The 23,327-nt window shown below is 65.7% G+C and carries 24 protein-coding genes; 16 read left to right on the top strand and 8 right to left on the bottom strand.

Translation table 11 applies throughout. The features are described from left to right. Window positions 1-99 precede the first annotated feature (99 nt). Entirely contained in the window at window positions 100-1,497 is a 1,398-nt protein-coding gene (locus tag RHO23_RS01835) for a cystathionine beta-synthase (protein ID WP_057967218.1), read from the bottom strand. Window positions 1,498-1,554: 57 nt separating this feature from the next. Continuing rightward, on the bottom strand, window positions 1,555-2,631 hold the full coding sequence (locus RHO23_RS01830; protein WP_064407999.1) for an alpha/beta hydrolase: 1,077 nt from the start codon (window positions 2,629-2,631) through the stop codon (window positions 1,555-1,557). 190 nt (window positions 2,632-2,821) lie between these two features. On the opposite strand from RHO23_RS01830, the gene RHO23_RS01825 reads away from it, so the two are divergent. The 3 genes from RHO23_RS01825 (at window position 2,822) to purT (ending at window position 6,395) form a co-directional block, all read left to right on the top strand. Then, window positions 2,822-3,829 (top strand): SGNH/GDSL hydrolase family protein, encoded by a 1,008-nt coding sequence (locus tag RHO23_RS01825; RefSeq protein ID WP_423488606.1) that lies wholly within the window; start codon window positions 2,822-2,824, stop codon window positions 3,827-3,829. 50 nt (window positions 3,830-3,879) lie between these two features. Beyond that, window positions 3,880-5,097, top strand: a complete 1,218-nt coding sequence (locus RHO23_RS01820; RefSeq protein WP_057967221.1) for an acetyl-CoA C-acetyltransferase — start codon at window positions 3,880-3,882, stop codon at window positions 5,095-5,097. Window positions 5,098-5,195: 98 nt separating this feature from the next. After that, on the top strand, window positions 5,196-6,395 hold the full coding sequence (gene purT, locus RHO23_RS01815) for a formate-dependent phosphoribosylglycinamide formyltransferase (protein ID WP_423488605.1): 1,200 nt from the start codon (window positions 5,196-5,198) through the stop codon (window positions 6,393-6,395). A 50-nt stretch (window positions 6,396-6,445) separates the two neighbouring features. On the opposite strand, the gene RHO23_RS01810 is transcribed toward purT, so the two are convergent. After that, a complete protein-coding gene (locus RHO23_RS01810; protein ID WP_046252798.1) occupies window positions 6,446-7,297 on the bottom strand; it encodes a Bax inhibitor-1/YccA family protein in 852 nt (283 codons plus the stop codon). Window positions 7,298-7,600: 303 nt separating this feature from the next. Here RHO23_RS01810 and RHO23_RS01805 point away from each other — a divergent pair, with 303 nt between their 5' ends. From RHO23_RS01805 to RHO23_RS01780, 6 genes are read left to right on the top strand one after another with little or no spacing between them, the layout of a single operon-like run. Further along, window positions 7,601-9,106 (top strand): CoA-acylating methylmalonate-semialdehyde dehydrogenase, encoded by a 1,506-nt coding sequence (locus RHO23_RS01805; protein ID WP_070916536.1) that lies wholly within the window; start codon window positions 7,601-7,603, stop codon window positions 9,104-9,106. An 11-nt stretch (window positions 9,107-9,117) separates the two neighbouring features. After that, on the top strand, window positions 9,118-10,266 hold the full coding sequence (locus RHO23_RS01800) for an isobutyryl-CoA dehydrogenase (protein WP_046252796.1): 1,149 nt from the start codon (window positions 9,118-9,120) through the stop codon (window positions 10,264-10,266). Further along, window positions 10,263-11,294: an enoyl-CoA hydratase/isomerase family protein gene (locus RHO23_RS01795; RefSeq protein WP_070922684.1), complete on the top strand. Its 1,032-nt coding sequence runs from the start codon at window positions 10,263-10,265 to the stop codon at window positions 11,292-11,294. The genes RHO23_RS01800 and RHO23_RS01795 overlap by 4 nt, the downstream gene beginning before the upstream one ends. Beyond that, window positions 11,291-12,172 (top strand): 3-hydroxyisobutyrate dehydrogenase, encoded by an 882-nt coding sequence (mmsB, locus tag RHO23_RS01790; RefSeq protein WP_423488604.1) that lies wholly within the window; start codon window positions 11,291-11,293, stop codon window positions 12,170-12,172. The genes RHO23_RS01795 and mmsB overlap by 4 nt, the downstream gene beginning before the upstream one ends. Further along, window positions 12,169-12,942 (top strand): enoyl-CoA hydratase, encoded by a 774-nt coding sequence (locus RHO23_RS01785; protein ID WP_057967225.1) that lies wholly within the window; start codon window positions 12,169-12,171, stop codon window positions 12,940-12,942. Before mmsB ends, RHO23_RS01785 begins: the two co-directional genes overlap by 4 nt. A gap of 15 nt (window positions 12,943-12,957) precedes the next feature. Then, the gene (locus RHO23_RS01780; protein WP_030094637.1) at window positions 12,958-13,455 is read left to right on the top strand and encodes a MarR family winged helix-turn-helix transcriptional regulator; all 498 of its coding nucleotides are present in this window, start codon (window positions 12,958-12,960) and stop codon (window positions 13,453-13,455) included. Window positions 13,456-13,492: 37 nt separating this feature from the next. Here RHO23_RS01780 and RHO23_RS01775 read toward each other — a convergent pair whose 3' ends face one another. Both RHO23_RS01775 and RHO23_RS01770 read right to left on the bottom strand, forming a co-directional pair. Further along, on the bottom strand, window positions 13,493-13,861 hold the full coding sequence (locus RHO23_RS01775; RefSeq protein WP_046252793.1) for a rhodanese-like domain-containing protein: 369 nt from the start codon (window positions 13,859-13,861) through the stop codon (window positions 13,493-13,495). Continuing rightward, window positions 13,858-14,418, bottom strand: a complete 561-nt coding sequence (locus RHO23_RS01770) for a cysteine dioxygenase (protein ID WP_057967227.1) — start codon at window positions 14,416-14,418, stop codon at window positions 13,858-13,860. Before RHO23_RS01770 ends, RHO23_RS01775 begins: the two co-directional genes overlap by 4 nt. A gap of 145 nt (window positions 14,419-14,563) precedes the next feature. On the opposite strand from RHO23_RS01770, the gene RHO23_RS01765 reads away from it, so the two are divergent. The 4 genes from RHO23_RS01765 (at window position 14,564) to RHO23_RS01750 (ending at window position 17,012) form a co-directional block, all read left to right on the top strand. Next, the gene (locus RHO23_RS01765; RefSeq protein ID WP_101312663.1) at window positions 14,564-15,034 is read left to right on the top strand and encodes a lipoprotein LpqV; all 471 of its coding nucleotides are present in this window, start codon (window positions 14,564-14,566) and stop codon (window positions 15,032-15,034) included. A gap of 177 nt (window positions 15,035-15,211) precedes the next feature. Next, window positions 15,212-15,799 carry a hypothetical protein gene (locus RHO23_RS01760; RefSeq protein WP_030094633.1) on the top strand — a complete coding sequence of 196 codons (588 nt, stop codon included), beginning with the start codon at window positions 15,212-15,214 and terminating at the stop codon, window positions 15,797-15,799. Then, entirely contained in the window at window positions 15,792-16,268 is a 477-nt protein-coding gene (locus RHO23_RS01755) for a hypothetical protein (protein ID WP_423488603.1), read from the top strand. The genes RHO23_RS01760 and RHO23_RS01755 overlap by 8 nt, the downstream gene beginning before the upstream one ends. Before the next feature lie 129 nt (window positions 16,269-16,397). Continuing rightward, window positions 16,398-17,012: an LGFP repeat-containing protein gene (locus tag RHO23_RS01750; protein ID WP_109394754.1), complete on the top strand. Its 615-nt coding sequence runs from the start codon at window positions 16,398-16,400 to the stop codon at window positions 17,010-17,012. A gap of 30 nt (window positions 17,013-17,042) precedes the next feature. Here RHO23_RS01750 and RHO23_RS01745 read toward each other — a convergent pair whose 3' ends face one another. Together RHO23_RS01745 and RHO23_RS01740 are read right to left on the bottom strand one after the other, a co-directional pair. Continuing rightward, the gene (locus tag RHO23_RS01745; protein ID WP_423488602.1) at window positions 17,043-17,417 is read right to left on the bottom strand and encodes a hypothetical protein; all 375 of its coding nucleotides are present in this window, start codon (window positions 17,415-17,417) and stop codon (window positions 17,043-17,045) included. A gap of 44 nt (window positions 17,418-17,461) precedes the next feature. Beyond that, the gene (locus RHO23_RS01740) at window positions 17,462-17,851 is read right to left on the bottom strand and encodes a VOC family protein (RefSeq protein ID WP_423488601.1); all 390 of its coding nucleotides are present in this window, start codon (window positions 17,849-17,851) and stop codon (window positions 17,462-17,464) included. A 30-nt stretch (window positions 17,852-17,881) separates the two neighbouring features. Here RHO23_RS01740 and RHO23_RS01735 point away from each other — a divergent pair, with 30 nt between their 5' ends. Beyond that, window positions 17,882-18,562, top strand: a complete 681-nt coding sequence (locus tag RHO23_RS01735; protein WP_423488600.1) for a DUF3060 domain-containing protein — start codon at window positions 17,882-17,884, stop codon at window positions 18,560-18,562. 2 nt (window positions 18,563-18,564) lie between these two features. Here the strand turns inward: RHO23_RS01735 and RHO23_RS01730 are convergent, their stop codons facing one another. Beyond that, a complete protein-coding gene (locus RHO23_RS01730; protein ID WP_423488599.1) occupies window positions 18,565-19,887 on the bottom strand; it encodes an acetyl-CoA hydrolase/transferase family protein in 1,323 nt (440 codons plus the stop codon). Between the two features lie 205 nt (window positions 19,888-20,092). On the opposite strand from RHO23_RS01730, the gene RHO23_RS01725 reads away from it, so the two are divergent. Together RHO23_RS01725 and RHO23_RS01720 are read left to right on the top strand one after the other, a co-directional pair. After that, complete coding sequence (locus tag RHO23_RS01725; RefSeq protein ID WP_423489147.1) at window positions 20,093-20,791, top strand: ABC transporter ATP-binding protein; 699 nt, start codon at window positions 20,093-20,095, stop codon at window positions 20,789-20,791. 128 nt (window positions 20,792-20,919) lie between these two features. Next, window positions 20,920-23,319 carry an FtsX-like permease family protein gene (locus RHO23_RS01720; RefSeq protein ID WP_423489146.1) on the top strand — a complete coding sequence of 800 codons (2,400 nt, stop codon included), beginning with the start codon at window positions 20,920-20,922 and terminating at the stop codon, window positions 23,317-23,319. Window positions 23,320-23,327 lie beyond the last annotated feature (8 nt).

Below are 23,327 nucleotides of genomic sequence, written 5' to 3'. Positions count from 1 at the left end.
CTCCAGTTCGTATGGCACGCATGAGCGTCGAGCAACAGAGGACATTACGCTTTCAGCGTTTCCACAGGTTGGCTTCTGCGAAACGATTTGGGACCAAATTCAGTGGCGCACGCTTCTACCTGATGAGACGAATCCCAGCAGGTCATGGCGGGTAATGACACCGACGGGCTTACCTTCGTCGATGACCATCACCGCGTCGGTGTCGCGCAACATGGACCCCGCGGTGCTCAGCGGTTCGCCGGCGCCGACCAGTGGCAACGGCGGACTCATGTGCTGGGACACGGCGTCGGCCAGTTGCGCCCGGCCCTCGAATACCGCTGACAGCAGCTCCCTTTCGGACACCGACCCGGCAACCTCGCCGGCCATGACGGGCGGTTCGGCGCCGACGACGGGCATCTGCGATACCCCGTACTCACGCAGGATCTCGATGGCGTCGCGCACCGTCTCCGACGGGTGGGTGTGCACCAAATCCGGTAGCGCACCGGACTTTCCACGTAGTACATCGCCGACAGTGGGCTCGGACTTGCTGCCGTCGAGGCGGCTGCGCAGGAAGCCGTAGGAGGACATCCAGGAGTCGTTGAACACCTTGGACAGGTATCCCCGGCCACCGTCCGGCAGCAGGACCACGATCACGGCGTCGGGTCCGGCCTTCTCGGCCAGTCGAATTGCCGCCACCACGGCCATGCCGCAGGAACCGCCGACCAGCAACCCCTCTTCGCGCGCGAGCCGGCGTGTCATCTCAAACGAGTCGGCATCCGATACCGCGATGACCTCATCGACCACGCTGGGGTCATAGGCGGTGGGCCAAAAGTCCTCTCCCACACCCTCGACGAGGTAGGGGCGGCCCGTCCCGCCGGAGTACACGGAACCCTCCGGATCCGCGCCGACGACCTTCACCGCGCCTCCCGAGACCTCCTTGAGGTACCGGCCCGCACCGGTGATGGTTCCTCCGGTCCCTACTCCCGCGACGAAATGGGTGATCTTGCCGTCGGTGTCGGCCCAGATCTCCGGCCCGGTGGTCTCGTAGTGGCTGGCCGGCCCGTTCGGATTGGAGTACTGATCGGGCTTCCAGGCGCCCTCGATCTCACGCACCAGACGGTCGGAGACGTTGTAGTAGCTGTCGGGGTGCTCCGGCGGTACGGCCGTGGGGCACACGACGACCTCGGCCCCGTAGGCCCGCAACACATTCCGCTTGTCTTCGCTGACCTTGTCGGGGCACACGAACACGCAGTGATAGCCCTTGCGCTGGGCCACCAGCGCAAGCCCGACGCCGGTGTTGCCCGATGTGGGCTCGACGATGGTGCCACCGGGCTTGAGCAGACCCGCCTCCTCGGCCGCCTCGATCATCTTGACGGCGATGCGGTCCTTGGAGCTACCGCCGGGATTGAGGTACTCGATCTTGGCCGCCACGACCGCGCCGCCCCCGGGCACCACCGAGTTGAGCTGGACAAGGGGGGTGTTACCGATCAGATCGGAGACATGCTGGGCAATGCGCATACCGGTAACGCTATTAGACCGGCGGCCGGCCCGCGCACAGGGGAGCTAACGGAGCGATCAAACCGCCGCGGGTGCGACGAACTCGGCCGAGGAAGTCTCGGGCACCGCGTCGCGGATGTACTGGCCGATCTGTGCCAGGGACCTCTTGGCCTCGGGCACGACCTTGGTGGCCACCTGGAAGACGTGCATCTGACCGGGCCAGACCTTGATCTCCACCGGCACACCCTGCTCGGCGAGGCGCTGCCCCAGCAGGCGCGCGTCGTACAGCAGCACCTCCGAGCCGGAGCAATGCACCAGGGTCTGTGGCATCCGGCTGTCAACCTTGTCGATGATCTCCTGAGGCGGGATGCCGCCGCCGGCCTTGGTGAGGATCTTCTGCAGCGCCTCAAAACAGTTGGGCGGCAGCATCACATCGGTCTTGGCGTTCTCATGCGCCACCTTGGGCGCAGGGTCCAGCTCGATCAGCGGCGAGATGAGGGCCAGCGCGGCCGGCACCTCACCGTCCTCTGCGAGCAGCCGCTGGGCCACCGCGACCGAGAGAAAACCGCCGGCCGAATCGCCCGCGAACACGATCTGCTCCGGCGCGTACCCCTGCCCACGCAGCCAGCGGTACCCGTCCAGGCAGTCGTCGATCGCCTGGTCCAGGGAGGCCTTGGGCGGCATCCGGTAGTCGACCAGCAGACACGGTGCGTCGGCGTGCTGGGAGATGGTGGACACCAAGGCGCTGTGGGTGTTTGGACCACCCACGATGAACGCGCCGCCGTGCAGGTACAAGACCACGCGTCCGGTGCCGTCCACCGGACCGACACCCTTGGCGCGAATCAACCGCGCATTGGTGTTCGGCAGCGTCACCGTCGCCTTGACCGTGCCGCGCGGGGGAACCAGGAAACGGCCCAGCTCTTCGAGCAGCCCAAACGGGTACGGGAGCGTGGGGGCGTGGCTGCCGATCTGCAGGACCGTGCGCACCGTCATCCGGACACCGAATCCGAGGACCCGTGCGGCCAGACTCGCCGCGTCCTCGATCACTTCGACTGCGGCGCCATCGCTCATCGGAAAGGCGCGTACCAGCGTGTTCAGGGAAGATCCCATCGACCCTGCAGGCCCGTACTCGGGGGCGCGCTTCGGTGCGGTCATCTGTTCAGGCTCCTTTGCCTAGCCAGTGTCCTGTGACGCTTCAGACTGCTAGCTGCCAGCTAGCGTCCGATGGACTATACCTATCAACAGGCAACGAACCGCTTTCGATACCGCATCGTCCACGCCTCATTTCGCGTGATGCTGGTCAGAGGACTGGCGCGGTGTGTCGCCTTCCGTGAAAATAGCCACCGTGAGCATCCTCGCCACACGCAGACGGACGATCTGGGCAGCCCTGAGCACCGGGGCTGCGGGCGCAGCGATGGGTACCGGGCTCTGGGGGGCGTACAGCTTCCTGAACGCGCAGGCCAGGCAGGTTCGCCTGGTGATCCCGAAGACTCACGACGCTCCCCCGGTTGCCGACGGCGTGTACGTGCAGGGCGGCGGCCCCGTGACCAGGTACAGCCGGGGCGTGGAATTCGACCTGCACCTGGCGATTTTCGGAGACTCCACCGCCACCGGATACGGCTGCCACATACCCGACGAGGTACCGGGAGTGCTGCTGGCCCGCGGTTTGGCCGAAGAGTCCGGGAAACGAATCCGGCTGTCCACCAAGGCGATATCGGGCGCGACGTCCAAGGGGCTGGCCGCCCAGATCGATGCCATGTCGATCATTGGCCCGCCGCCGGATCTCGCCGTGATCATGATCGGCGCGAACGACGTGACCTCGCTCAACGCGGTGCGTGCCTCCGCGCAGCGACTGGACGACGCGATCCGGCGACTGCGCACGGCCGGCTCGGCCGTGGTGGTGGGTACCTGCCCCGATTTCGGGGTGATCACCGCCATACCGCAGCCTTTGCGCGCGGTGGTGCGCTCGCGCGGGCTACGCCTGGCGCATTTCCAGGCGGCAGCGGTGCGAGCCTCCGGCGGGGTGCCGGTTCCGCTTGCTGATCTGCTGTCACCGGAGTTTCTGCAGGCACCCGAAGAGATGTTCGCCGACGACCACTACCACCCCTCGGCAGCCGGATATGCACTGGCAGCGCGCCTACTGCTCCCGGCTGTCGCGCATGCCCTCGGCGAGTGGACGGGTGGTCCCATCCCCGATTTGCCATGGGTGTCCGCTGCCGCGGAATCACAGACCATGGGTGCCCGGATACGCGTTCTGGGACGCATCTGGCGGCGCAGCGCCGCGGAGATCGCCGTGGGCATGAACGAGCCCGCCGCCCGGGCCGACGACCTGCCCGCTGTATCCCTGCATTAGATTCCAGGGGAGTAGAACCAGTACTAATTCCCCTATATTCAGGAGTTTTCATGCCCGAAGCCGTGATCGTTTCCGTTGCCCGCTCCCCGATCGGGCGAGCCGGCAAGGGCTCGCTGGTGAGCATGCGGCCGGATGACCTGGCCGCGCAGATGGTGCGCGCCGCCCTCGACAAGGTGCCCGCACTGGACCCCAAGGACATCGACGACCTGATGCTGGGCTGCGGTCAGCCCGGTGGCGAGGCCGGTTTCAACATCGGTCGCGCGGTTGCGGTGCAGTTGGGCTACGACTTCCTGCCCGGTACCACCGTCAACCGCTACTGCTCGTCCTCGCTGCAGACCACCCGCATGGCGCTGCATGCCATCAAGGCCGGTGAAGGCCACGCCTTCATTTCCGCTGGCGTGGAGACGGTTTCGCGTTTCCCGAAGGGCACCTCCGACGGCTGGCCGGACAGCCACAACCCGCTGTACGCCGATGCCGAGGCCCGCACCGCCACTGCCGCGCAGGGTGCCACCGAATGGCATGACCCGCGTAACGACAGCCTGACCCCCGATGTCTACATCGCGATGGGCCAGACCGCCGAGAACGTGGCGCTGCACACCGGCATCAGCCGCGAGGACCAGGACCACTGGGGCGTGCGCAGCCAGAACCGGGCCGAAAAGGCCATCGCCGACGGCTTTTTCGAGCGTGAGATCACCCCGGTGACCCTGGCCGACGGCACCGTGGTGTCCAAGGACGACGGCCCGCGTGCCGGCACCACCTACGAGGCGATCAGCCAGCTGAAGCCGGTCTTCCGCCCCAACGGCACCATCACCGCCGGTAACGCCTGCCCGCTCAACGACGGCGCGGCCGCGCTGGTCATCCTGAGCGACACGCGCGCCAAGGAGCTGGGCCTGACCCCGCTGGCTCGCGTCGTGTCCACCGGTGTGTCCGGCCTGTCCCCGGAGATCATGGGCCTGGGCCCGATCGAGGCCACCAAGCGTGCACTGGCGAACGCCGGCAAGACGATTGGCGATATCGACCTGTTCGAGATCAACGAGGCGTTCGCGGTGCAGGTGCTGGGCTCGGCTCGTGAGCTCGGTATCGACGAGGACAAGCTCAACGTCTCCGGCGGTGCGATCGCCCTGGGGCACCCCTTCGGTATGACCGGTGCGCGTATCACCGCCACCCTGCTCAACAACCTGACCACCTACGACAAGACCTTCGGTGTCGAGACCATGTGTGTCGGCGGCGGCCAGGGTATGGCGATGGTTATCGAGCGCCTCGCCTAGTTCGCCCTTTTCTCCACAACGAGACCGAGGTTGTGGTGGGTTCGTCTCAGACGTTCCCGCCACAACCTCGGTCTCGTTGCTACTAAAGTTCAGTCGCGATGACCACTATCGGAACTCCCCTGTCACCGCGCGCGACGCGGGTCATGCTGCTCGGCGCCGGCGAGCTCGGCCGTGAGGTGCTGATCGCCCTGCAACGCCTGGGCGTCGAGACCATTGCCGTCGACCGCTACGAGAACGCCCCCGGGCACCAGATCGCTCACCACGCGCGCGTCATCTCGATGACCGACCCCGAGCAGCTGCGCACCCTGATCGAGGCGGAGAAGCCCGATCTGGTGGTCCCCGAGATCGAGGCGATCGCCACCGCCACCCTGGAAGCCCTGGAGGCCGAGGGCACGGTACGGGTAATCCCCACCGCCCGCGCTGCCAGGCTCACCATGGACCGTGAGGGCATCCGGCGCCTGGCGGTCGAGACACTCGGATTACCCACCAGCCCTTACCAATTCTGTGACTCACTGGCCGAGCTGCAGGCCGCGATCGACGGCGGTATCGGGTACCCGTGCGTCGTCAAGCCGCTGATGAGCAGCTCCGGCAAGGGACAGAGCAAGCTCGACGGACCGGCCGATGTCGAGAAGGCCTGGGACTACGCGATGGCGGGCAGCCGGGTAACCAACAACCGCGTGATCGTCGAAGGATTCGTCGACTTCGATTATGAGATCACGCAGTTGACGGTCAGGGCGCTGGGAGACAGCGGAGAGATCGAGACCAGCTTCTGCGCGCCGATCGGGCACCGGCAGGCCAACGGCGACTACGTCGAGAGCTGGCAGCCGCACCCCATGTCGGATGAAGCCTTGCGGAGTGCACAGCACATCGCGCGGTCCGTCACCGAAAACCTGGGCGGGCAGGGAATTTTCGGCGTCGAACTGTTCGTCAAGGGCGATCAGGTGTACTTCAGCGAGGTAAGCCCCCGCCCGCACGACACGGGCATGGTCACCATGATCACGCAGTGGCAGAACGAGTTCGAACTGCACGCGCGCGCCATCCTCGGGCTTCCCGTCGACACGTCGTTGAAGACCCCGGGTGCCAGCGCGGTGATCTATGGCGGGGTCGACGCGGAAGGTGTCGTGTTCGATGGGCTCGAGGCCGCCCTGGCCGTGCCGCGCACCGATCTGCGGTTGTTCGGGAAGCCGGAGAGTTTCGTCACCCGCCGTATGGGAGTGGCCCTGGCGTACGACCCGGACGTGGAGACCGCGCGGCGCAATGCCGCGGAGGCTGCGGGCAGGGTCCGCGTTTCTCGGTGACATGAAAAAGGGCGCCCCGCGAACGGGGCGCCCTTTTTTGTTGTCGACAACTAGTCGTTCTGGAAGTAGCTCAGCAGTCGCAGGATCTCGACGTAGAGCCAGACCAAGGTGACGGCCAGCCCCAGGGCGATACCCCAGGCGGCCTTCTCGGGCGCACCGGCGCGCACCAGCTGATCGGCCGCGTCGAAGTCGACCAGGAAGCTGAACGCGGCGATCCCGATGCAGACCAGCGAGAAGATGATCGCGATCGGGCCACCGCTGCGCAGACCCATGTCGATACCGAAGAAGCCGAGCACCAGGTTGCCCAGCGCCAGCACCAGCACACCGACCAGACCGGCCAGCAGCATCCGCTGGAACTTGGGCGTCACGCGGATGGCGCCGGAGCGGTACACGAACAACATGCCGATGAACACACCGACGGTGCCGAGGACTGCCTGACCGATTAGCGCACCCGCGCTGGCCCCTCCGACACCCACGCTGGCCGGGATGACAAACGAAATGGCACCCACGAAGAGGCCCTCGAGCGCCGCGTAGCTCAGCACGATCGCCGGGTTGTCCTGCTTACGCCCGAAGCTGGCGATCATCACCATGATAAAACCGCCGATGCCGCCGACCGCGAGGAACGGCAGCGCCAGCCCGGTGTTGGAGCTGATCAAGAAGAACGCGGCCGCGGCGACGGCGACGATCACGCCGAGGGTGATACCGGTCTTGGTCACCACATCGTCGATGGTCAGTGGCCGGGATACGCCGGCCTGCGCCTCCGGGTACGCGGTGTAGGGGTCCTGCCGCAGCTGCTGGGCCGCCATGGCACCGGCACCTGCAGCGCCCGACCCGAACTGCGCATAGCCGCCACCCTCTTTTCCGGGCAGCGACCGAAGAATGGGATTGCTGGTGGTTCGCACCGTCGTGATCCTCTCCTGGAAGTGCGGTGCCGCGATATGCGGCCTCCGCGGATGACGTCAAACAAGTCAACTGGACGTTTAACGAGCAGGCAAGTGCAAGAGTTCCATGCTTACGCCACAGGTTCCCGAACTGTCCGGCCACGTCGTGGCCTCACAGTACCGCTCGCGGCCTGCCGCTGTGGCAAATCCCTGTGAACACCAGGGTTTTTAGCTGGAAGTCCTACTAGACATTACATGGATGTCCAACTAGATTCAGAAGTGCCGACCTCCCGGATATCCAACCGTTTCCCAAGGGGCTACACCATGAGTTCGTTACCGCAACTGTCACATTTCGTCGCCGGTAAGCACGTCCCCGGCACCTCCGGCCGCTATGCCGACGTCTACGACCCGACGTTGGGCAAGCCGGTACGGCAGGTGCCGCTGGCAGACGTTTCCGAAGTCGAAGCGGCCATCGCGAACGCCGCCGAAGCTCAGCCCGGCTGGGCCGCCCGCAACCCTCAGCAACGCGCTCGTGTGCTCGCCAAGTTCGTCGACCTGGTTCGCGCGGAGATCGACGACCTGGCCACCATGCTGTCCCAGGAGCACGGCAAGACGCATGCCGACGCCAAGGGCGATATCGAACGCGGGCTCGAGGTCTGCGAATTCGCCACCGGCATCCCCCACCTCATCAAGGGCGAGTACACCAGCGGTGCGGGCACGGGTATCGACGTGTACTCCATCCGCCAGCCCCTGGGCGTGGTCGCGGGCATCACCCCGTTCAACTTCCCCGCCATGATTCCGCTCTGGAAGGCCGGGCCCGCACTGGCGTGCGGAAACGCCTTCGTGCTCAAGCCCTCCGAACGCGACCCGTCGGTGCCGCTGCGCCTGGCCGAGCTGTTCCTCGAAGCAGGACTGCCGGCCGGCGTCTTCAACGTCGTCAACGGTGACAAGACCGCCGTCGACGCGCTGCTGCACGATCCGCGCATCGCCGCCGTCGGCTTCGTCGGATCGACCCCGATCGCGCAGTACATCTACGAGACCGCCACCGCGAACGGCAAACGCGCCCAATGCTTTGGCGGCGCCAAGAACCACATGATCATCATGCCGGACGCCGATATCGACCAGGCCATCGATGCGCTCATCGGTGCGGGATACGGCTCGGCCGGCGAGCGCTGTATGGCGATCTCGGTCGCGGTACCCGTCGGTGAGTCCACCGCCGAACGGCTCGTCGACGGCCTGACCAAGCGCGCCCGCGAGCTGGTGGTCGGACCGTCCCTCGACGAGGGCGTCGACTTCGGCCCGCTGGTGGGCGCCGACGCCCTCAAGAGGGTGCGCGACTACATCGATATCGGCATCGCCGAGGGAGCCGAGCTGGTCCTGGACGGCCGCGATCTGACCGTGTCCGGACATGAGGATGGATTCTTCATCGGCGCATCACTTTTCGACCACGTGACGCCCGAGATGCGCATCTACAAAGAAGAGATCTTCGGGCCGGTGGTATCGGTGGTGCGCGCCAAGGATTACGACGAGGCCGTGCGCCTGCCGTCCGAGCATGAGTTCGGTAACGGTGTCGCGATCTTCACCCGCGACGGCGACACCGCACGCGACTTCTGCGCCAAGGTCAACACCGGAATGGTCGGCGTGAATGTGCCGATTCCGGTTCCGGTGGCATACCACACGTTTGGCGGCTGGAAGCGATCCGGATTCGGCGACCTCAACCAGCACGGGCCCGACTCGATCCGGTTCTATACCAAGACCAAGACGGTGACCCAGCGTTGGCCCTCGGGCACCAAGGAAGGCGCTTCCTTCGTCATTCCCACCATGGACTGAGTGGACTATCCATGTTCAATCTCACCGACGAGCAGCGCGAAATCTGGAATACGGCACGGGAATTCGCCGATATCCACATCGCACCGCACGCCCTGGAATGGGACCGCGACAAGTACTTCCCGGTCGAGGTGTTCCCGAAGGCCGCGGCACTGGGCATGGGTGGCATCTACATCAACCCCGATGTCGGGGGCTCCGGGCTCACCCGCCTGGATGCCTCGTTGATCTTCGAGGCGATGGCCACCGGGTGCTCCGCCGTCTCGGCGTTCATCTCCATCCACAACATGGCCGCCTGGATGATCGACGAGTTCGGCGACGAGGAGCAGCGCCAACGATGGCTGCCCTCGATGTGCACCATGGAGACGATCGGGGCCTATTGCCTTACCGAGCCCGAATGCGGCAGTGACGCATCGGCCTTGCGAACCAGCGCGGTTCGCGACGGTGACGAGTACGTGCTCAACGGGGTCAAACAGTTCATCTCGGGCGCGGGAGCGGCGGATCTCTACGTGGTGATGGCGCGCACCGGTGGCCCCGGCCCACGGGGCATCTCGACCATCGTGGTGCCCAAGGACGCGCCGGGACTGTCCTTCGGGCCACCCGAGCGCAAGATGGGCTGGCACGCCCAGCCCACCGCGCAGGTCGTCTTCGAGGATGTCCGGGTGCCGGTGGGCAACCGGATCGGCGAGGAAGGCATCGGATTCACCATCGCGATGCGCGGCCTCAACGGCGGACGGCTCAACATCGCGTCCTGCTCACTCGGGGGTGCCCGATCCGCACTGGAGAAGGTCATCGAGTACCTGCGCACACGCAAGGCATTCGGTGACGAGCTGATCAAGTTCCAGGCGCTGCAGTTCAGGCTGGCGGATATGGCCACCGAGCTGGAGTCCGCTCGCACCATGGTCTGGCGTGCGGCCTCGGCGGTGCACGAGGGCGATCCGCGTGCGGCCGAGCTGTGTGCCATGGCCAAACGCATCGCCACTGACGTAGGTTTCACGGTGGCCAACGAGGCGTTGCAGCTACACGGCGGCTACGGCTACCTGGCCGAGTACGGCATCGAGAAGATCGTCCGCGACCTACGGGTGCACCAGATTCTGGAAGGAACCAACGAGATCATGCGAGTCATCGTGTCCCGCAAGCTTATCCAAGAAGGGCTTCCGGCGTGACGGATCAGATCCAGACGCGGGTCGAAAAGGGCGTCGGCCTGCTGACGCTCAACCGCCCCAAGGCCATCAACTCACTGACCAACGACATGATCACCGCGATGTCGGTGGCCCTGTCCGAGTGGGAGGCCGACGACGACATCCGCGCCGTGGTGCTCTCCGGCGCCGGGGAACGCGGCCTGTGCGCCGGGGGCGATGTGGTGGAGATCCACGACAGCGCCAAGATCGACGGTGTGGTGGCCCGCCGCTTCTTCCGCGAGGAGTACCAACTCAACGCGCAGGTCGGCCGGTTCCCGAAACCGTATGTGGCGCTGATGGATGGCATCGTGATGGGTGGCGGTGTCGGAGTGGCCGGACATGCCAACACCCGCATCGTCACCGACACCTCCAAGGTCGGCATGCCCGAGGTGGGCATCGGGTTCATCCCGGATGTGGGCGGGACCTATCTGCTTTCCCGTGCCCCGGGACAGCTGGGACTGCACGCCGCACTGACCGGCGCCCCCTTCTCCGGTGCCGACGCCATCGCGTTGGGATTCGCCGACCATTACGTGCCCCATGACCGGCTTGAGAAGTTCGTCAAGGCCATCATCGACAGCGATATCGCCACCGCGCTCACAGTGCACGGTGCCATCGCTCCGTCGAGTGACCTTTTGGCCCAACGTAGTTGGATCGACGAGTGCTACGCCGCCGACACCGTCGCCGATATCGTGGCCGCACTGCAGGCCTACGGCGACGAACGTGCCCGCGCGGCCGCCGATCAGATACTGACCCGCTCCCCCATCGCCTTGTCGGTAACGCTCGCAGCAGTGCGGCGGGCACGCGAACTGCCCTCGCTGGAAGCAGTTCTCACGCAGGAGTACCGGGTGTCCAGCCAGTCGGTGAGCTCCCACGACCTGGTCGAGGGCATCAGGGCGCAGCTGGTCGACAAGGACCGCAACCCGCAGTGGAATCCGAAGACACTCGCCGAGGTCACCGCGGCCGATGTCGAGGCCTTCTTCCAGCCGGTCAACGACGATCTGGAGTGGTCGTGACGAACATTGCCTTTATCGGCTTGGGCCACATGGGGTTACCGATGGCGGTCAACCTCACCAAGGCCGGGCACACCGTGACCGCCTTCGACCTGTCCGAGCAGGCACGTGCTGCCGCCACCGAGGCCGGCGTGCCGCTGGCGGAATCGGGCGCGGCGGCAGCGGCGGCCGCCGACGTGGTGATCACCATGTTGCCCAAGGGTGAGCATGTGCTCGCCGCGTACCAGGAGCTGCTGCCCGCAGCGCGTCCGGGCACGCTGTTCATCGACTCCTCCACCGTCGATGTGTCCGACGCCCGCGCCGCACATGATGCTGCGACGGCGGCGGGGCATCGCTTCGCGGACGCACCGGTTTCCGGCGGTGTGCCCGGGGCCACCGCGGCGACGTTGACGTTCATGGTGGGCGGCGATGACGCGGTGTTCGCCGACGCAGAACCGATTCTGGGGGCCATGGGCAAGCGCATCGTGCACTGCGGCGGTCCCGGTGTGGGGCAGGCCGCGAAGATCTGCAACAACATGATCCTCGGGGTGTCGATGATCGCGATCAGCGAGGCGTTCGCACTGGGCGAGAAGCTCGGTCTGAGCCATCAGGCGCTTTTCGATGTCGCCGCCAACGCCTCGGGCCAGTGCTGGGCTCTGACGTCGAACTGTCCGGTGCCCGGCCCGGTGCCCACCAGCCCCGCCAATCGCGACTACACACCCGGCTTCGCGGTCGCGCTGATGGCCAAGGACCTGGGGCTGGCCGCCAATGCGGTGCGCACCAACGGCGTTGATGCACAGCTCGGTCTCGCGGCCGCCCACATCTACGACGACTTCAATACCTCGGGCGGCTCGGGCCTAGACTTCTCGGCGATCTTCACGCGAATTCAAGGAGCGTCATGACTTTCGAAACCATCCTCACCGAGCGGATCGACCGCGTCGCTGTCATCACCCTGAACCGGCCCAAGGCGCTCAACGCGCTGAACTCACAGGTGATGAATGAGGTCACCACCGCCGCAGCGGAATTCGACGCCGATCAGGGCATCGGGGCGATCATCATCACCGGTAGCGAGAAGGCGTTCGCGGCGGGTGCCGATATCAAGGAGATGGCCGACCAGTCGTTCAGCGATATGTTCGGCTCCGACTTCTTCGCCGCCTGGGGCAAGTTGGGTGCGGTACGGACTCCGACGATCGCCGCGGTGAGCGGATACGCCCTCGGCGGTGGCTGTGAGCTGGCCATGATGTGCGACCTGATCATCGCCGCCGAGAACGCCAAGTTCGGGCAGCCCGAGATCAAGCTGGGCGTGCTGCCCGGCATGGGCGGGTCGCAGCGGCTCACCCGTGCCATCGGCAAGGCGAAGGCCATGGACATGATCCTCACCGGGCGCAACATGGATGCCGCCGAGGCCGAGCGCAGTGGTCTGGTGTCACGCGTGGTCGCCACCGAGAGCCTGCTCGACGAGGCCAAGGCCGTCGCGAAGACCATCTCCGAGATGTCCCTGTCGGCCTCGATGATGGCCAAGGAAGCCGTCAACCGGGCCTTCGAGTCCAGCCTCGCCGAGGGATTGCTGTTCGAGCGCAGGATCTTCCACTCGGCATTCGGCACCGCCGACCAGTCAGAGGGCATGGCCGCGTTCGTCGAGAAGCGCCCCGCCAACTTCAGTCACCGGTAAAGATTCGCCGGAACCATGACTCTGCCGTTCGATCCCGTCGACGATGCCCATCGCCATTGGGTCGAGAACGGCTGGGGTGAGGTCGCCGACGGGATGGCCGCCGTCACGTCGGTGATGCGTGCGCACCAGATCATGCTGGCGCGGGTCGAAGATGTGTTGCGCCCGCACGGTTTGACCTTTTCGCGTTACGAGCTGCTGATGCTGCTCTCGTTCAGCCGGGCGGGCTCCATGCCGATGGCCAAAGCCAGTGCGCGGCTTCAGGTTCACCCCACCTCGGTAACCAACACGGTCGACCGGCTGGAGGAGGCGGGGCTGGTGCGCCGGGTGCCCAACCCCGCCGACGGACGCGGCACGCTGGTGGAGATCACCGATGCCGGACGCGATCTTGGTTCGGTGGCGACCACCGACCTGAACGCCAAGGTGTTCGCACAGATCGGGCTGTCACCCTCACGCACCCGCACGCTGGTGTCGGTGCTGACGCACCTGCGGCGCGACGCGGGCGACTTCGGCTAAAGCCAGACGTCCTAGACCTCGCGCACGTGGTGCCCGCCTAGATCAGGATGCCCTTGTCCTTGAGGGCCTTGTATCCGCCGATGACGTCGGTGGCCCGGTACAGGCCGATCTCCTGCAGCGAGGCCGCGGCCAGGCTGGAGGTGTAGCCCTCCTGGCACAGGATGACCCACTCGATGTCGTGATTACCGGCCTCAGGGATGCGGGCGTCGCTCTCGGGGTCCAGCCGCCATTCCAGGACATTGCGCTCGATGACGAAGGCGTTGACCACTTCGCCCTCTTGCGCACGTTGTGCCGCGGGGCGAATGTCGACCAGGAACGCGCCGCGGCCCAGCGCGGTGGGAACCTCGTCGGCGGGCAGGCGCCGCAGCCGACCACGCGCGGTGGCCAGCAGATCATGCACCGTCATGCCGCCGGTCCTTCGGGCTCGTCGGTGAGGATGGTGCGGCTGCGCCGCAACGTCTTGGCCTGGGTCACTTCGTAATACGACATCGCGGTCAGCGGCGGCGAGTACGCGTGCACGCTCAACGTAGGTCCGGTGGCGATGCGCACGGGAGCCTCAGGTGCGCGCATCACATCGTGCACCCAGCCCAGCGGGAATCCCGCTTGATCGCCCGCGTCGAGCCGGCGGCGCACCAGTTGGCTTCCGTCCCAGCGATACTCATGCAGCGAGCCGTTGAGCACGGTCAGGGCGCCGAGCGAGCCGCAGTGGTCGTGCAACTCGGTGGACTTGTCGGGCACCCAGCTGATCAGCCAGACATCGAGCTCGTCGTCGGCGTGAATGCGGGTGGCCCAGCGCTCGTCGACCGGAAGGCCGCCCTCGGGCAGCAGATGGTCGAAACGACCGTGCAGGGCGTCGTCGGCACCCTCATCGGTGATGCGGAGCAGATCCGGCAGGCGCAGGCGGGTGGGCGAGGATCCGGCGGAGGCAGGACGGCGCAGATCCAGGACAGATGCAGTGGTCATGAAGGCTCAAATCGATGGCAGGGGCAGGGATGGTGGCGGCTAGCCGCAACACCACCCCTGAAAACCCCTGTGTCCCATCACAGCTGAAATGGTACCGGCGTTTTCCTGCGGTTTTGCCCCCAGGGCAAAAGCTCTGAGTGAGTAAATGTTGCCGCTGGTAGGCACTTGCTACTTTGGAGTGGTGACCGTCCCAATCCGCATCGCCGCGACCCTGATGGCCCTTTGTGTCCCGTTGATCGGTGCGGCATGCACGTCGAAATCCGACGAGAAGGCGGCTCCCAACCCGGCCGGCGCCTCCACCACCCCGATCGAGGCACCGGCGGCGCAGCCTCCAGCCTCCGGCTCAGGGATGTCGCCAGCGGGCGTCACAACGTCCGTGGACGCCGCACCCAGTTCCCTGGAAGAGGAGTACTACCAGGCCTGCCGTGCGGCCGCCGACTGGATGACCGGGAAGCAGGATGGCCCCACCCAGCTTGTGGAGGGCTATCTGCAGTCCATCCAGACCAATGGGAACGTCGGCCCCGGGACATTTCACAAGTCCTGGCATGAGCTGCCCGCGGACCGGCAAGCTGCGGTGATCGTGGCGACGAACGCCGCCGCCGCGCAACAGTGCTAAGAACGGCCCGATAGGGCCCCTATCGACACCCCTTGCGATTCAACAATATTCGGAGAAACCCGACGCGATCGCAACACTCAGCAAACATCGATTAATGCACGTAACCTCACCTTGGATGAAGCTGTACACGGTGTTAGCATGCTCCGGTCAGTGCTCATGGGGTCACGGATGCAATGAATGTGTCCACTCACCGAACGGACGGTAACGACGTTGGCAAATTCAGATCAGCTTCCCCCGAAGCCCACGCTGGTTCATTGGACGATCGTCGGAGCGGCGGTTGTCGCAACCATCGTCGCGGCGGTTGTCGGCTTCACGGCGGGCGACACCGAACTCGTCCGATTCGTCCAGGGCATCGTCACACCGCTGCTCGCCCTCGTCTCCGGGATCTTGATTGCCGATCTGTATCACCGCATTCAGCAGAGCAACAAGCTTGATCGCAATGTCGGGCAGTCGGCGTACGCCACGATGGTGACCCTGCAGGGCATGATCGACGTGGACAAGCACCTTGCGACCGCATCGAACGACCTCAACGAGGGCAACAAGCAGTCCGCCTCCAGCGCGCTGAACCTCGCGCTGACCATCAGCCGCCTGACTTTGCGCCACGCCTTCCAGGCGCTGCGCGAGTCGGAGAACGTCTCGAGTGCCGCGGTGGCCAAGGCCAAGACCGATTTCGCCACGGCCGAGACCGCCGGGCAGCCGGAGCGGCAAAAGATCGAGACCGCGTCGCGCCCCAACAACTACACCGTCGGCGTGGGCAATGCCTGAAGAGACGAAACCAGCGGAGCAATCGGCTGGTGAACTGGAGCCGGAGCCCGTTGACCCGATCATCGGGAAGGTCGCCGATATCGTCGACCGCTACTCGGTGCTGGTCAACAAGGGCGATGAGGCCGGTGTCGAGGTCGGGATGATCTTCTCGGTCATCGGGGCCACCGGGACCGCGGTACGCGATCCGGAAACCGGCGATGACCTGGGCACCCTGCCCATCGAAAAGGCGCGCATCCGGGTCACCGAGGTGTACTCGAAGTTCTGCCAGGCCGAGACCTACCGCATCACCGAACCCGCGGTCGCCGGTCTGATCAGCGACATCCTGCAGGAACAGTGGCCGGGGACCACCGATGAGTTCGGCCGTGAGCAGTTCCAGCTCAACGTCGTGCCCACCCCCACGGTGCCGGATGCGACCAAGGTACACATCGTCGTCGGCGACTACGTCTGCGAGCTGACACCGGTTTCGTAGTTTTTCACGTAATTTCGGTGCATTTTCGTGCGTTCAACGCGCCTTTTTCCGCCGAAATCGCCCGATGACCAATTGGTGAACATCGAAAAACTCACCTATTGGCCCGGTTTACATTGTTACGTTCGGTTCATGGATACCAATCTGATGAAACGAGCAGCAGGCGCGGTTTCCATCGTCGCCATGTCAGCAGCAGTCGTCGTCGCGTGTTCTCAAGATGACAAAAACGCCGCCAAGGAGTCGCTGTCGAGCGCGACCAGTGCGGCATCCTCGGCCATCAGCGCTGGTGGCAGCGCCGCATCGAGTGCCGCTTCGTCGGCCAGCAGTGCGGTGTCCTCCGTCGTGGCCGGGGCTCCCTCCACCGTCAATGTGCCGGGTGTCGGCGATGTGACGCTGGAGCCGCCGGTCGCCGAGGCGTACACCAAGGCCGGTGGAGAAGCCAAGCTCGGCTTGCCGACCGGGCAGCCCGAGAAGGTGGGCGACGGCACCGTGCAGGCCTTTGCCAAGGGCACGATCTTCAGCTCGCCGTCCACCGGTGCGCATCTGGTTCAGGGTGAAATCCTGAAGGTGTACACCGCGCAGGGCGGCGCGGGCGGCACGCTCGGCTTCCCCACCGCCGACGAGGCGGAGACGGCCGGCGGACCCGATGTCGCCAAGGGCGGCTGGATCGGCGAATTCCAGAAGGGCACCATCACCTGGCTGAACCAGGGCGACGGGACCTTCAAGGAGACCGTCACCCCGAAGTAGCGATTGGCTACCGCGGCAGGCGCTGAGCGGTTAGCGCCTGTCGCGGAACCAGTGCGGGTTTTCTGCCGGTGACCATCCCGGCAAGGTGAGATCAGGCCACGGCGGCCGGCGGATAAGGGCTGTCAGTCCCAACACCGCCGCGACCATTCCGGTGAGTATGCCCAGGGTCGAGGCCCGATCGGCGTTAAAAGCGGGCTGCCATTGAGCATTCCCGTCTTTGACGACGAAGACGCCCAGTGGTCTCGCACGTGATTCCAGGGCTTCGCCGTCGGCGCCGCGGCCCCGGCTGCGCACCTTGGCAACCGTGATGACCAGGGTGCCGTCGGCTGTCGTGTACGGCTCGCCGTACACGATGGACTTGCCGCCGTCGGTGACGAGCCCTTCAAATGAGGTTGGCAATCGCATGCCTCATTGTCATCGCTCGGCGCCCCAATGGCGAGAGCTTCTTTTCAGGCTTCCGCACCAGAGAACAACAGCAGGTTCCCGTCGGGGTCTTTCACGATGAAGGTGACGCTGCCCCACTCCTCGGTCTGCAGGGGCTGATGGAAGGCCACACCCGCCGCCTGGTACTCGTCATGCAAGGGGCCCAGCTTGTAGGTCGTGAGTATGGCGGAAAGCGGATCATGTTCCGTGGCAAGGAAATTGCCGTCATATACCGGGCCAACGACCTTGCGTAGGTTCAGGCTCGCCCCTCCCCGGCGCACCTGGCCGTAGAACGGCGGCTCGCCGTAGGTGAAGGCCACCTCGAATCCGAGCGTGTCGACGTAGAAGCCGATGGCGCGTTCGAAGTCGGTGACGAACAGTTGTGGTTCGGCAGCGACAATCTCCGAGGAACCCATAGTCAAAACGCTACCGCCGCGGTGGCCCCTATGTGGGACTATCTGTGGGTGGAGCCGGACGGTGACCCCGAAGCCCGAATCCGAGAGCTGGAACGCTCCCTGAACGAGACCGCACGGACCTCGGAACTGGGTGTCACGAAACCGAACCCGTATCCGTACCCGCCGACGGCGTCGAGCCCGTATCCACCCCCGCCGGTCTACGGAACGCCCTATCCGCCCCGGCCGCCTGTCCGCAGATTTCGCCGGCGATTGATCGTCTTCTTCGCCCTGATCACGGCCGGAGTTGCCGGACTGGTCTTCTACGCCGCCAAACCCACACTGCCCCAGCATGTGCGCACGGGTCCGACATCCTCACTGCCCGTCAGGTCAACTCTCGTGCCACCTGCCACGCGTACCCGCGCGACTCCTTCGTCGAGCGCGCCCGCGGGTCCCACCTTCGTGCCCGCGGGTTCAACCTTCAGCGTCTCCGGTACGCATAAGCAGGTCGCGGTCAACTGCGACGGCTGTCTGGTCAACGTCAGCGGAGTGTCCAATACCGTTGAAATCACGGGCAATTGCGACACCCTGACGGTATCCGGTGTCGAGAACACGGTTCACCTGGAAACAGCCAGCAAGATCGGCGTCTCGGGCTTCGACAACAAGGTCACCTATTACTCCGGGGAACCGGAAGTCTCCAAGTCCGGTAACAACAACACCGTCGAGCAGGGCTGAGCTCAGCTGACCGGTGAGCGGCCATTCGACGCACGCTCAGCGGCCGCCAACAGGCCATCCCGGAACTGCGGGTGGGCGATGGATGCCAGCGCCTCTCCGCGCTCACGGACCGTTCTGCCTTCCAGTTCTGCGGCGCCGTACTCGGTGATGATCACATCGACCTGGTGACGCGGCGTGGTGATGACGGCACCCGGACCGAACCACGGCACGATGCGTGACTGCAGCACACCATCCTTTTCGAAGGTTGAGGGCAGGCAGATCAGCGAGCGGTCCGACAGCTCCAGCCCGGCCCCGGCCACGAAGTCCTCGGCGCCACCGATCCCGCTGAACTGCCCTCCGTTGATGGTGTCGGCGACAACCTGCCCCTGGATGTCGATTGAGAGCGCACCGTTGATCGAGATCATGTCGTTGTTGGCGCCGATAACCTCTGGCGCGTTAACAATCTCGACCGGCAGGAACGCGACATCGGAGTTGTCGTCCAGCCACTCGTAGAGCTGCGGTGATCCGAAGGCGAAGGTCGTCACGCTGACGCCGCCGTACTGTCCCTTGCCGGTGTTGGTGACCTTGCCGGCGCGGTGTAATCGCATGCAGCCGTCGGTGAACATCTCGCTGTGCAGCCCGTAGCCGCCGCCGTCACCTTCGGCCAACAAAGCCGCAATCTGGTTGGGAATGGCGCCGATTCCGGTTTGCAGTGTCGCTCCCGGACCGATGAAGCCCACCGCGTACTGCGCGATCGCCCGATCGATATCTGACGGCTCCGCATCACCCCCGGGCAGCGCCAGTGGTGCATCCGTCGAGCGCAGCAGGATGTCGATCTCGTCGATATGCAGCGCGTGGCGATGATCCTCCCCAAACCCGTAGGTGCGCGGATATCCTTCCGAGACTTCGGCAATGAGCAGTCGCTCCGGATCAGCGCCCGCGCGGTGCAGCTCACCGATGGTCCCGCCCGCGTGTAGCGACAGGGAACACCAGCCGTCGGCATCCGGTGGCGCCGCGACGGTCGTCATCACCCGCGGCGACTGGCGCTCAAGTAATGGCCCGAACCGGCGGAAGTCCGCGGCGGCGAATTCGATATCGGCACCCATGTCCCGCAGCGCACGTTCGAGCGGGCCGAAAAAGCCCGACAGGTAGTGCACACCCGGCCGCGAGAACAGCTCGGTGCCGACCGCCAGCAGCGCGCCGTACACCCGCAGATCCGTCCAGTCCGTGCGCACGCCGAGAGCGCGCAGGAAGGCCGGTGGCTGGCCGGGGCCCAGAGGGATTCCCAGCGTATCGGCGGGTTTCAACAGTGCAGCGGCCTGTTCGGCGGTGAGCTCCTGCGGCATGGCACCCATCTTGCATGAACCGGTGGCCGGTGCTCGACCAATGGGTTGGGGGACTCACTTAGGAACCTCGCATAAGCCCATATGTGGCGAGAGCGCCGGGAGTAGGCTCCGCATATCCCGACCACGTCTCCGCGCGCCGGGTAACCCGGTCTCGTAGGAGGCCACCTTGAGACAACTGGACAACACCGATACTCCCCAGCGCGAACTGGCCATCGAACTGCGCAATGTAGTGCGCGAGTACAGGGTTGGCGGGCAGACGGTGCGCGCGCTCAACGAGATCAGCCTGCACCTGGCAGGCGGCCAGTTCGTGTCGATCGTCGGTCCGTCGGGGGCCGGGAAAAGCACACTGCTGCATCTGCTCGGGGCGTTGGACTCCCCCGACTCGGGATCGATCACCTTCGACGGTGAGGAGATCGGCAGGCTCCGCGACGAGCAACAGTCGGAGTTCCGTCACCATCGGGTCGGGTTCGTCTTTCAGTTCTTCAACCTGCTGCCCACGCTCTCGGCGTGGGAGAACGTGGCGGTGCCGAGGCTGCTCGACGGCGTCCGCCTCGGCAAGGTCAAAGCGGACGCGGTTCGGCTGCTGGACCGGGTCGGCCTCGGTAAGCGGACCGAACACCGCCCGGCCGAACTGTCCGGCGGCGAGATGCAACGCGTCGCGGTGGCACGGGCCATGATGATGGACCCACCGCTGATCCTTGCCGACGAACCGACCGGAAACCTGGATTCCTATACGGGCACCGCCATCCTGGCGCTGCTCGCCGAGGTCGCCCACGAGGAGGGCTCCGGCCGTCTGGTGGTGATGGTCACCCACAACGCCGACGCCGCCGCGGCAACTGATCGGGTCATCACGCTGCAGGACGGTCGGCTCGGTTCCGACGAGATGTCGGTGGCGCCAGGGTGAGTGGCCGCGGACACCAGGAGCAGCACGGCCCCGGAGCCACCATCGCCGCCGCAGTGAGCCGGCTACGTGTGTTCAGCCTGCGCGAATTGACTGTGCATCGTCGCCGCACAGTCGCCTCGGTTGCCGTAATGGCAGTTTCCGCAATGTATCTCGTGGCGATATTCGGAATCTTCGGGTCGATCACCGGATCGGTCAACCGGCTGGCGGACGGAGTCGCCGGAGTCGCCGCACTCGAGGTATCGGGTATCACCGATGCGGGGTTCCCCGAAGCGGTGCTGGCCGATGTCGCCAAGGTTCCCGGAGTGGCGGCTGCGGCACCGATGATCCGGATGTCCGCACCCACCGATACCGAACCGGTTCTGCTGTTCGGCGCCGATGACCGCAGCGCCGCGCTGGAAGGCGCCTTGAAAGATGCTGTCGGCGTGAAGGTTGACGCACCGTCGCGGACGGCCGCCGGTGTCCAGATCGGGCCGTCCGTCGGCCACGCGAAGGGCGATACATTCCGGCTCGGCTCGGGTTCGGTCACCGTGGCCGAAGTGCTCCGGGGCAAGCAACTCGCGGATCTCAATGGCGGGCACTATGTGCTCGCCGCACTGCCGTTGGCGCAGGAGGTCACCGGGCGACAACGTCAGCTCGATTCGATTCTGGTCACCACAACACCGGGTGCAGATCTCTCGGCAGTCCGGGACCAGGTCACCGCCGCCGTGAACGGCCGGGCGATCGTCGCTGATCCGAGCCTGCGGGCGGTGCGGGCTGGCGACGGCGTCAAGCTCATGAACTACATGGCCCTGATGGGCGCGGCGGTCGCGTTGGTGGTCGGCGCGTTCCTGATCTACACGACGATGACCATGGCGATCGCCCAACGCCGCCCGGTCATCTCGATGCTGCGCGCCATCGGCGGGCGCCGCGTCACGATCATTCGCGACATGCTCGCCGAGGCCGCGATCCTCGGGCTGATCGGCGGCGCCATCGGCTCGGCTCTCGGAATTCTGCTGGGCCGAAAGGCGATTGACCGTTTGCCGCCGACGGTAACCCAGGGGCTCGAAGCCCGCATCGAATACTGGCTGCCCGACTACGCGATCCCGGCGGCCGTCGCCGCGACGGTACTGACCAGTGTGGCCGCGTCGGCGATGGCCGCCCGGCAGGTGTACAAGGTGTCACCGATCGAGGCGCTGGCACCCGTCGGGGTCTCCGTGGCCGACAACGTGCCGCGTTGGCTGCGTATCGCCAGCGGAGTCGTGGCTGCGGCGGTCCTGGCGGCATCGATGCTGACCGTGCTCTACCAACCGGGGTCGCTCGCCTTTGTCGCGATCGCAGCACTGTTCGTCGCCGAGATCGCGCTGGGTTTCGCGCTGGCCGGACCCATCGTCGGTGCGACAGCCACCGTGGCCCGAGTGTTCGGTTCGCCCGGGGCGCTGGCGGCGCCGACGGTCCAGCGCGCGCCGCGACGGGTGTGGGCCACGGTCATGACCGTGTTGATCGCCGTAGTCACCACCGTGGTGATCACCGGGACGAACAACGACATGATCCGATCCGCGCGCGCCATCTTCGCGCCGGTCGCCGATATCGATGTCTGGGTGAGCGCGAACTCACCCGACCGCTACCCCACTGATGTTCTGCCGCAAGGTCTTACCGAGAAGGTAGCAGCGGTTCCGGGTGTAGCTAACGTCGTCGAAGGTGCCTCCGGATTTGCCGTCATCGGCGGCACCCGCGTGATGCTCGACGGGTTCTCCCACGGCACCCACAATCCGCTTTTCCGTGCGCTCGACGAACGGGTACGTCAGGACGTACTCGCCGGCCGGGGCGTGGTGCTCTCACAGAACCTGGGTAAGACTCTCGACGTCCGGGTGGGCGACGAGCTGGAGCTGCAAACGCCCCACGGTCCACAGCGCACGCCCGTGCTGGCCCTGGTGCCCTACTTCTCGACGGTCATCGGCACCGTCGGAATGAGCCTGGAACGCATGCGGGCATGGTTTGACCGCCCGGGCACGACGACACTGCAAGTCACCGCCGTCGAGAGCACAGATCCGGGACGGCTACTGGCCGCCGTGCGCGGTGCGGTGCCCGAACCGAACTATGTGTACGACGGCCGCGCCGCGTTGGCCGGTCTGGAAGCCCCGCTGCACCAAAGCATGCTGATCGCCAACGCCGTGTGGATCATCGTGGTGTTCGTCGCCGCGGTCGCGCTACTCAACACGTTGACACTCTCGGTACTCGAACGACGCCGGGAAATCGGTGTACTGCGGGCGATGGGATCGAGCCGCCGATACACCTTGGGCATGGTTCTTGCTGAGGCCGCGGCCATCGGGCTCGTGGGCGGTGTCGCGGGGCTGCTAATTGGTGTGGTTGATCAGTGGCTGTTCAGCCTCGTCAGCGGCACCATCATGAACTTCGACGTCACCTTCCGGCCGAGCCCGATGGCGGTGGCCTTCACCGTGGGCGCGCTGGCGATCAGCCTGCTGGGCTCGGTCCCACCCGCACGCCGCGCCGCGCGGCTCAACATCATCGAGGCCATCAGCGTCGAATAACGATGTCG

It is taken from the genome of Mycobacteroides sp. PCS013, assembly GCF_049532645.1.
GTDB lineage: Bacteria > Actinomycetota > Actinomycetes > Mycobacteriales > Mycobacteriaceae > Mycobacterium > Mycobacterium gwanakae.
The sequence above is the reverse complement of the archived record's forward strand: the minus strand, read 5'-3'. Positions and strand labels throughout refer to the sequence as shown.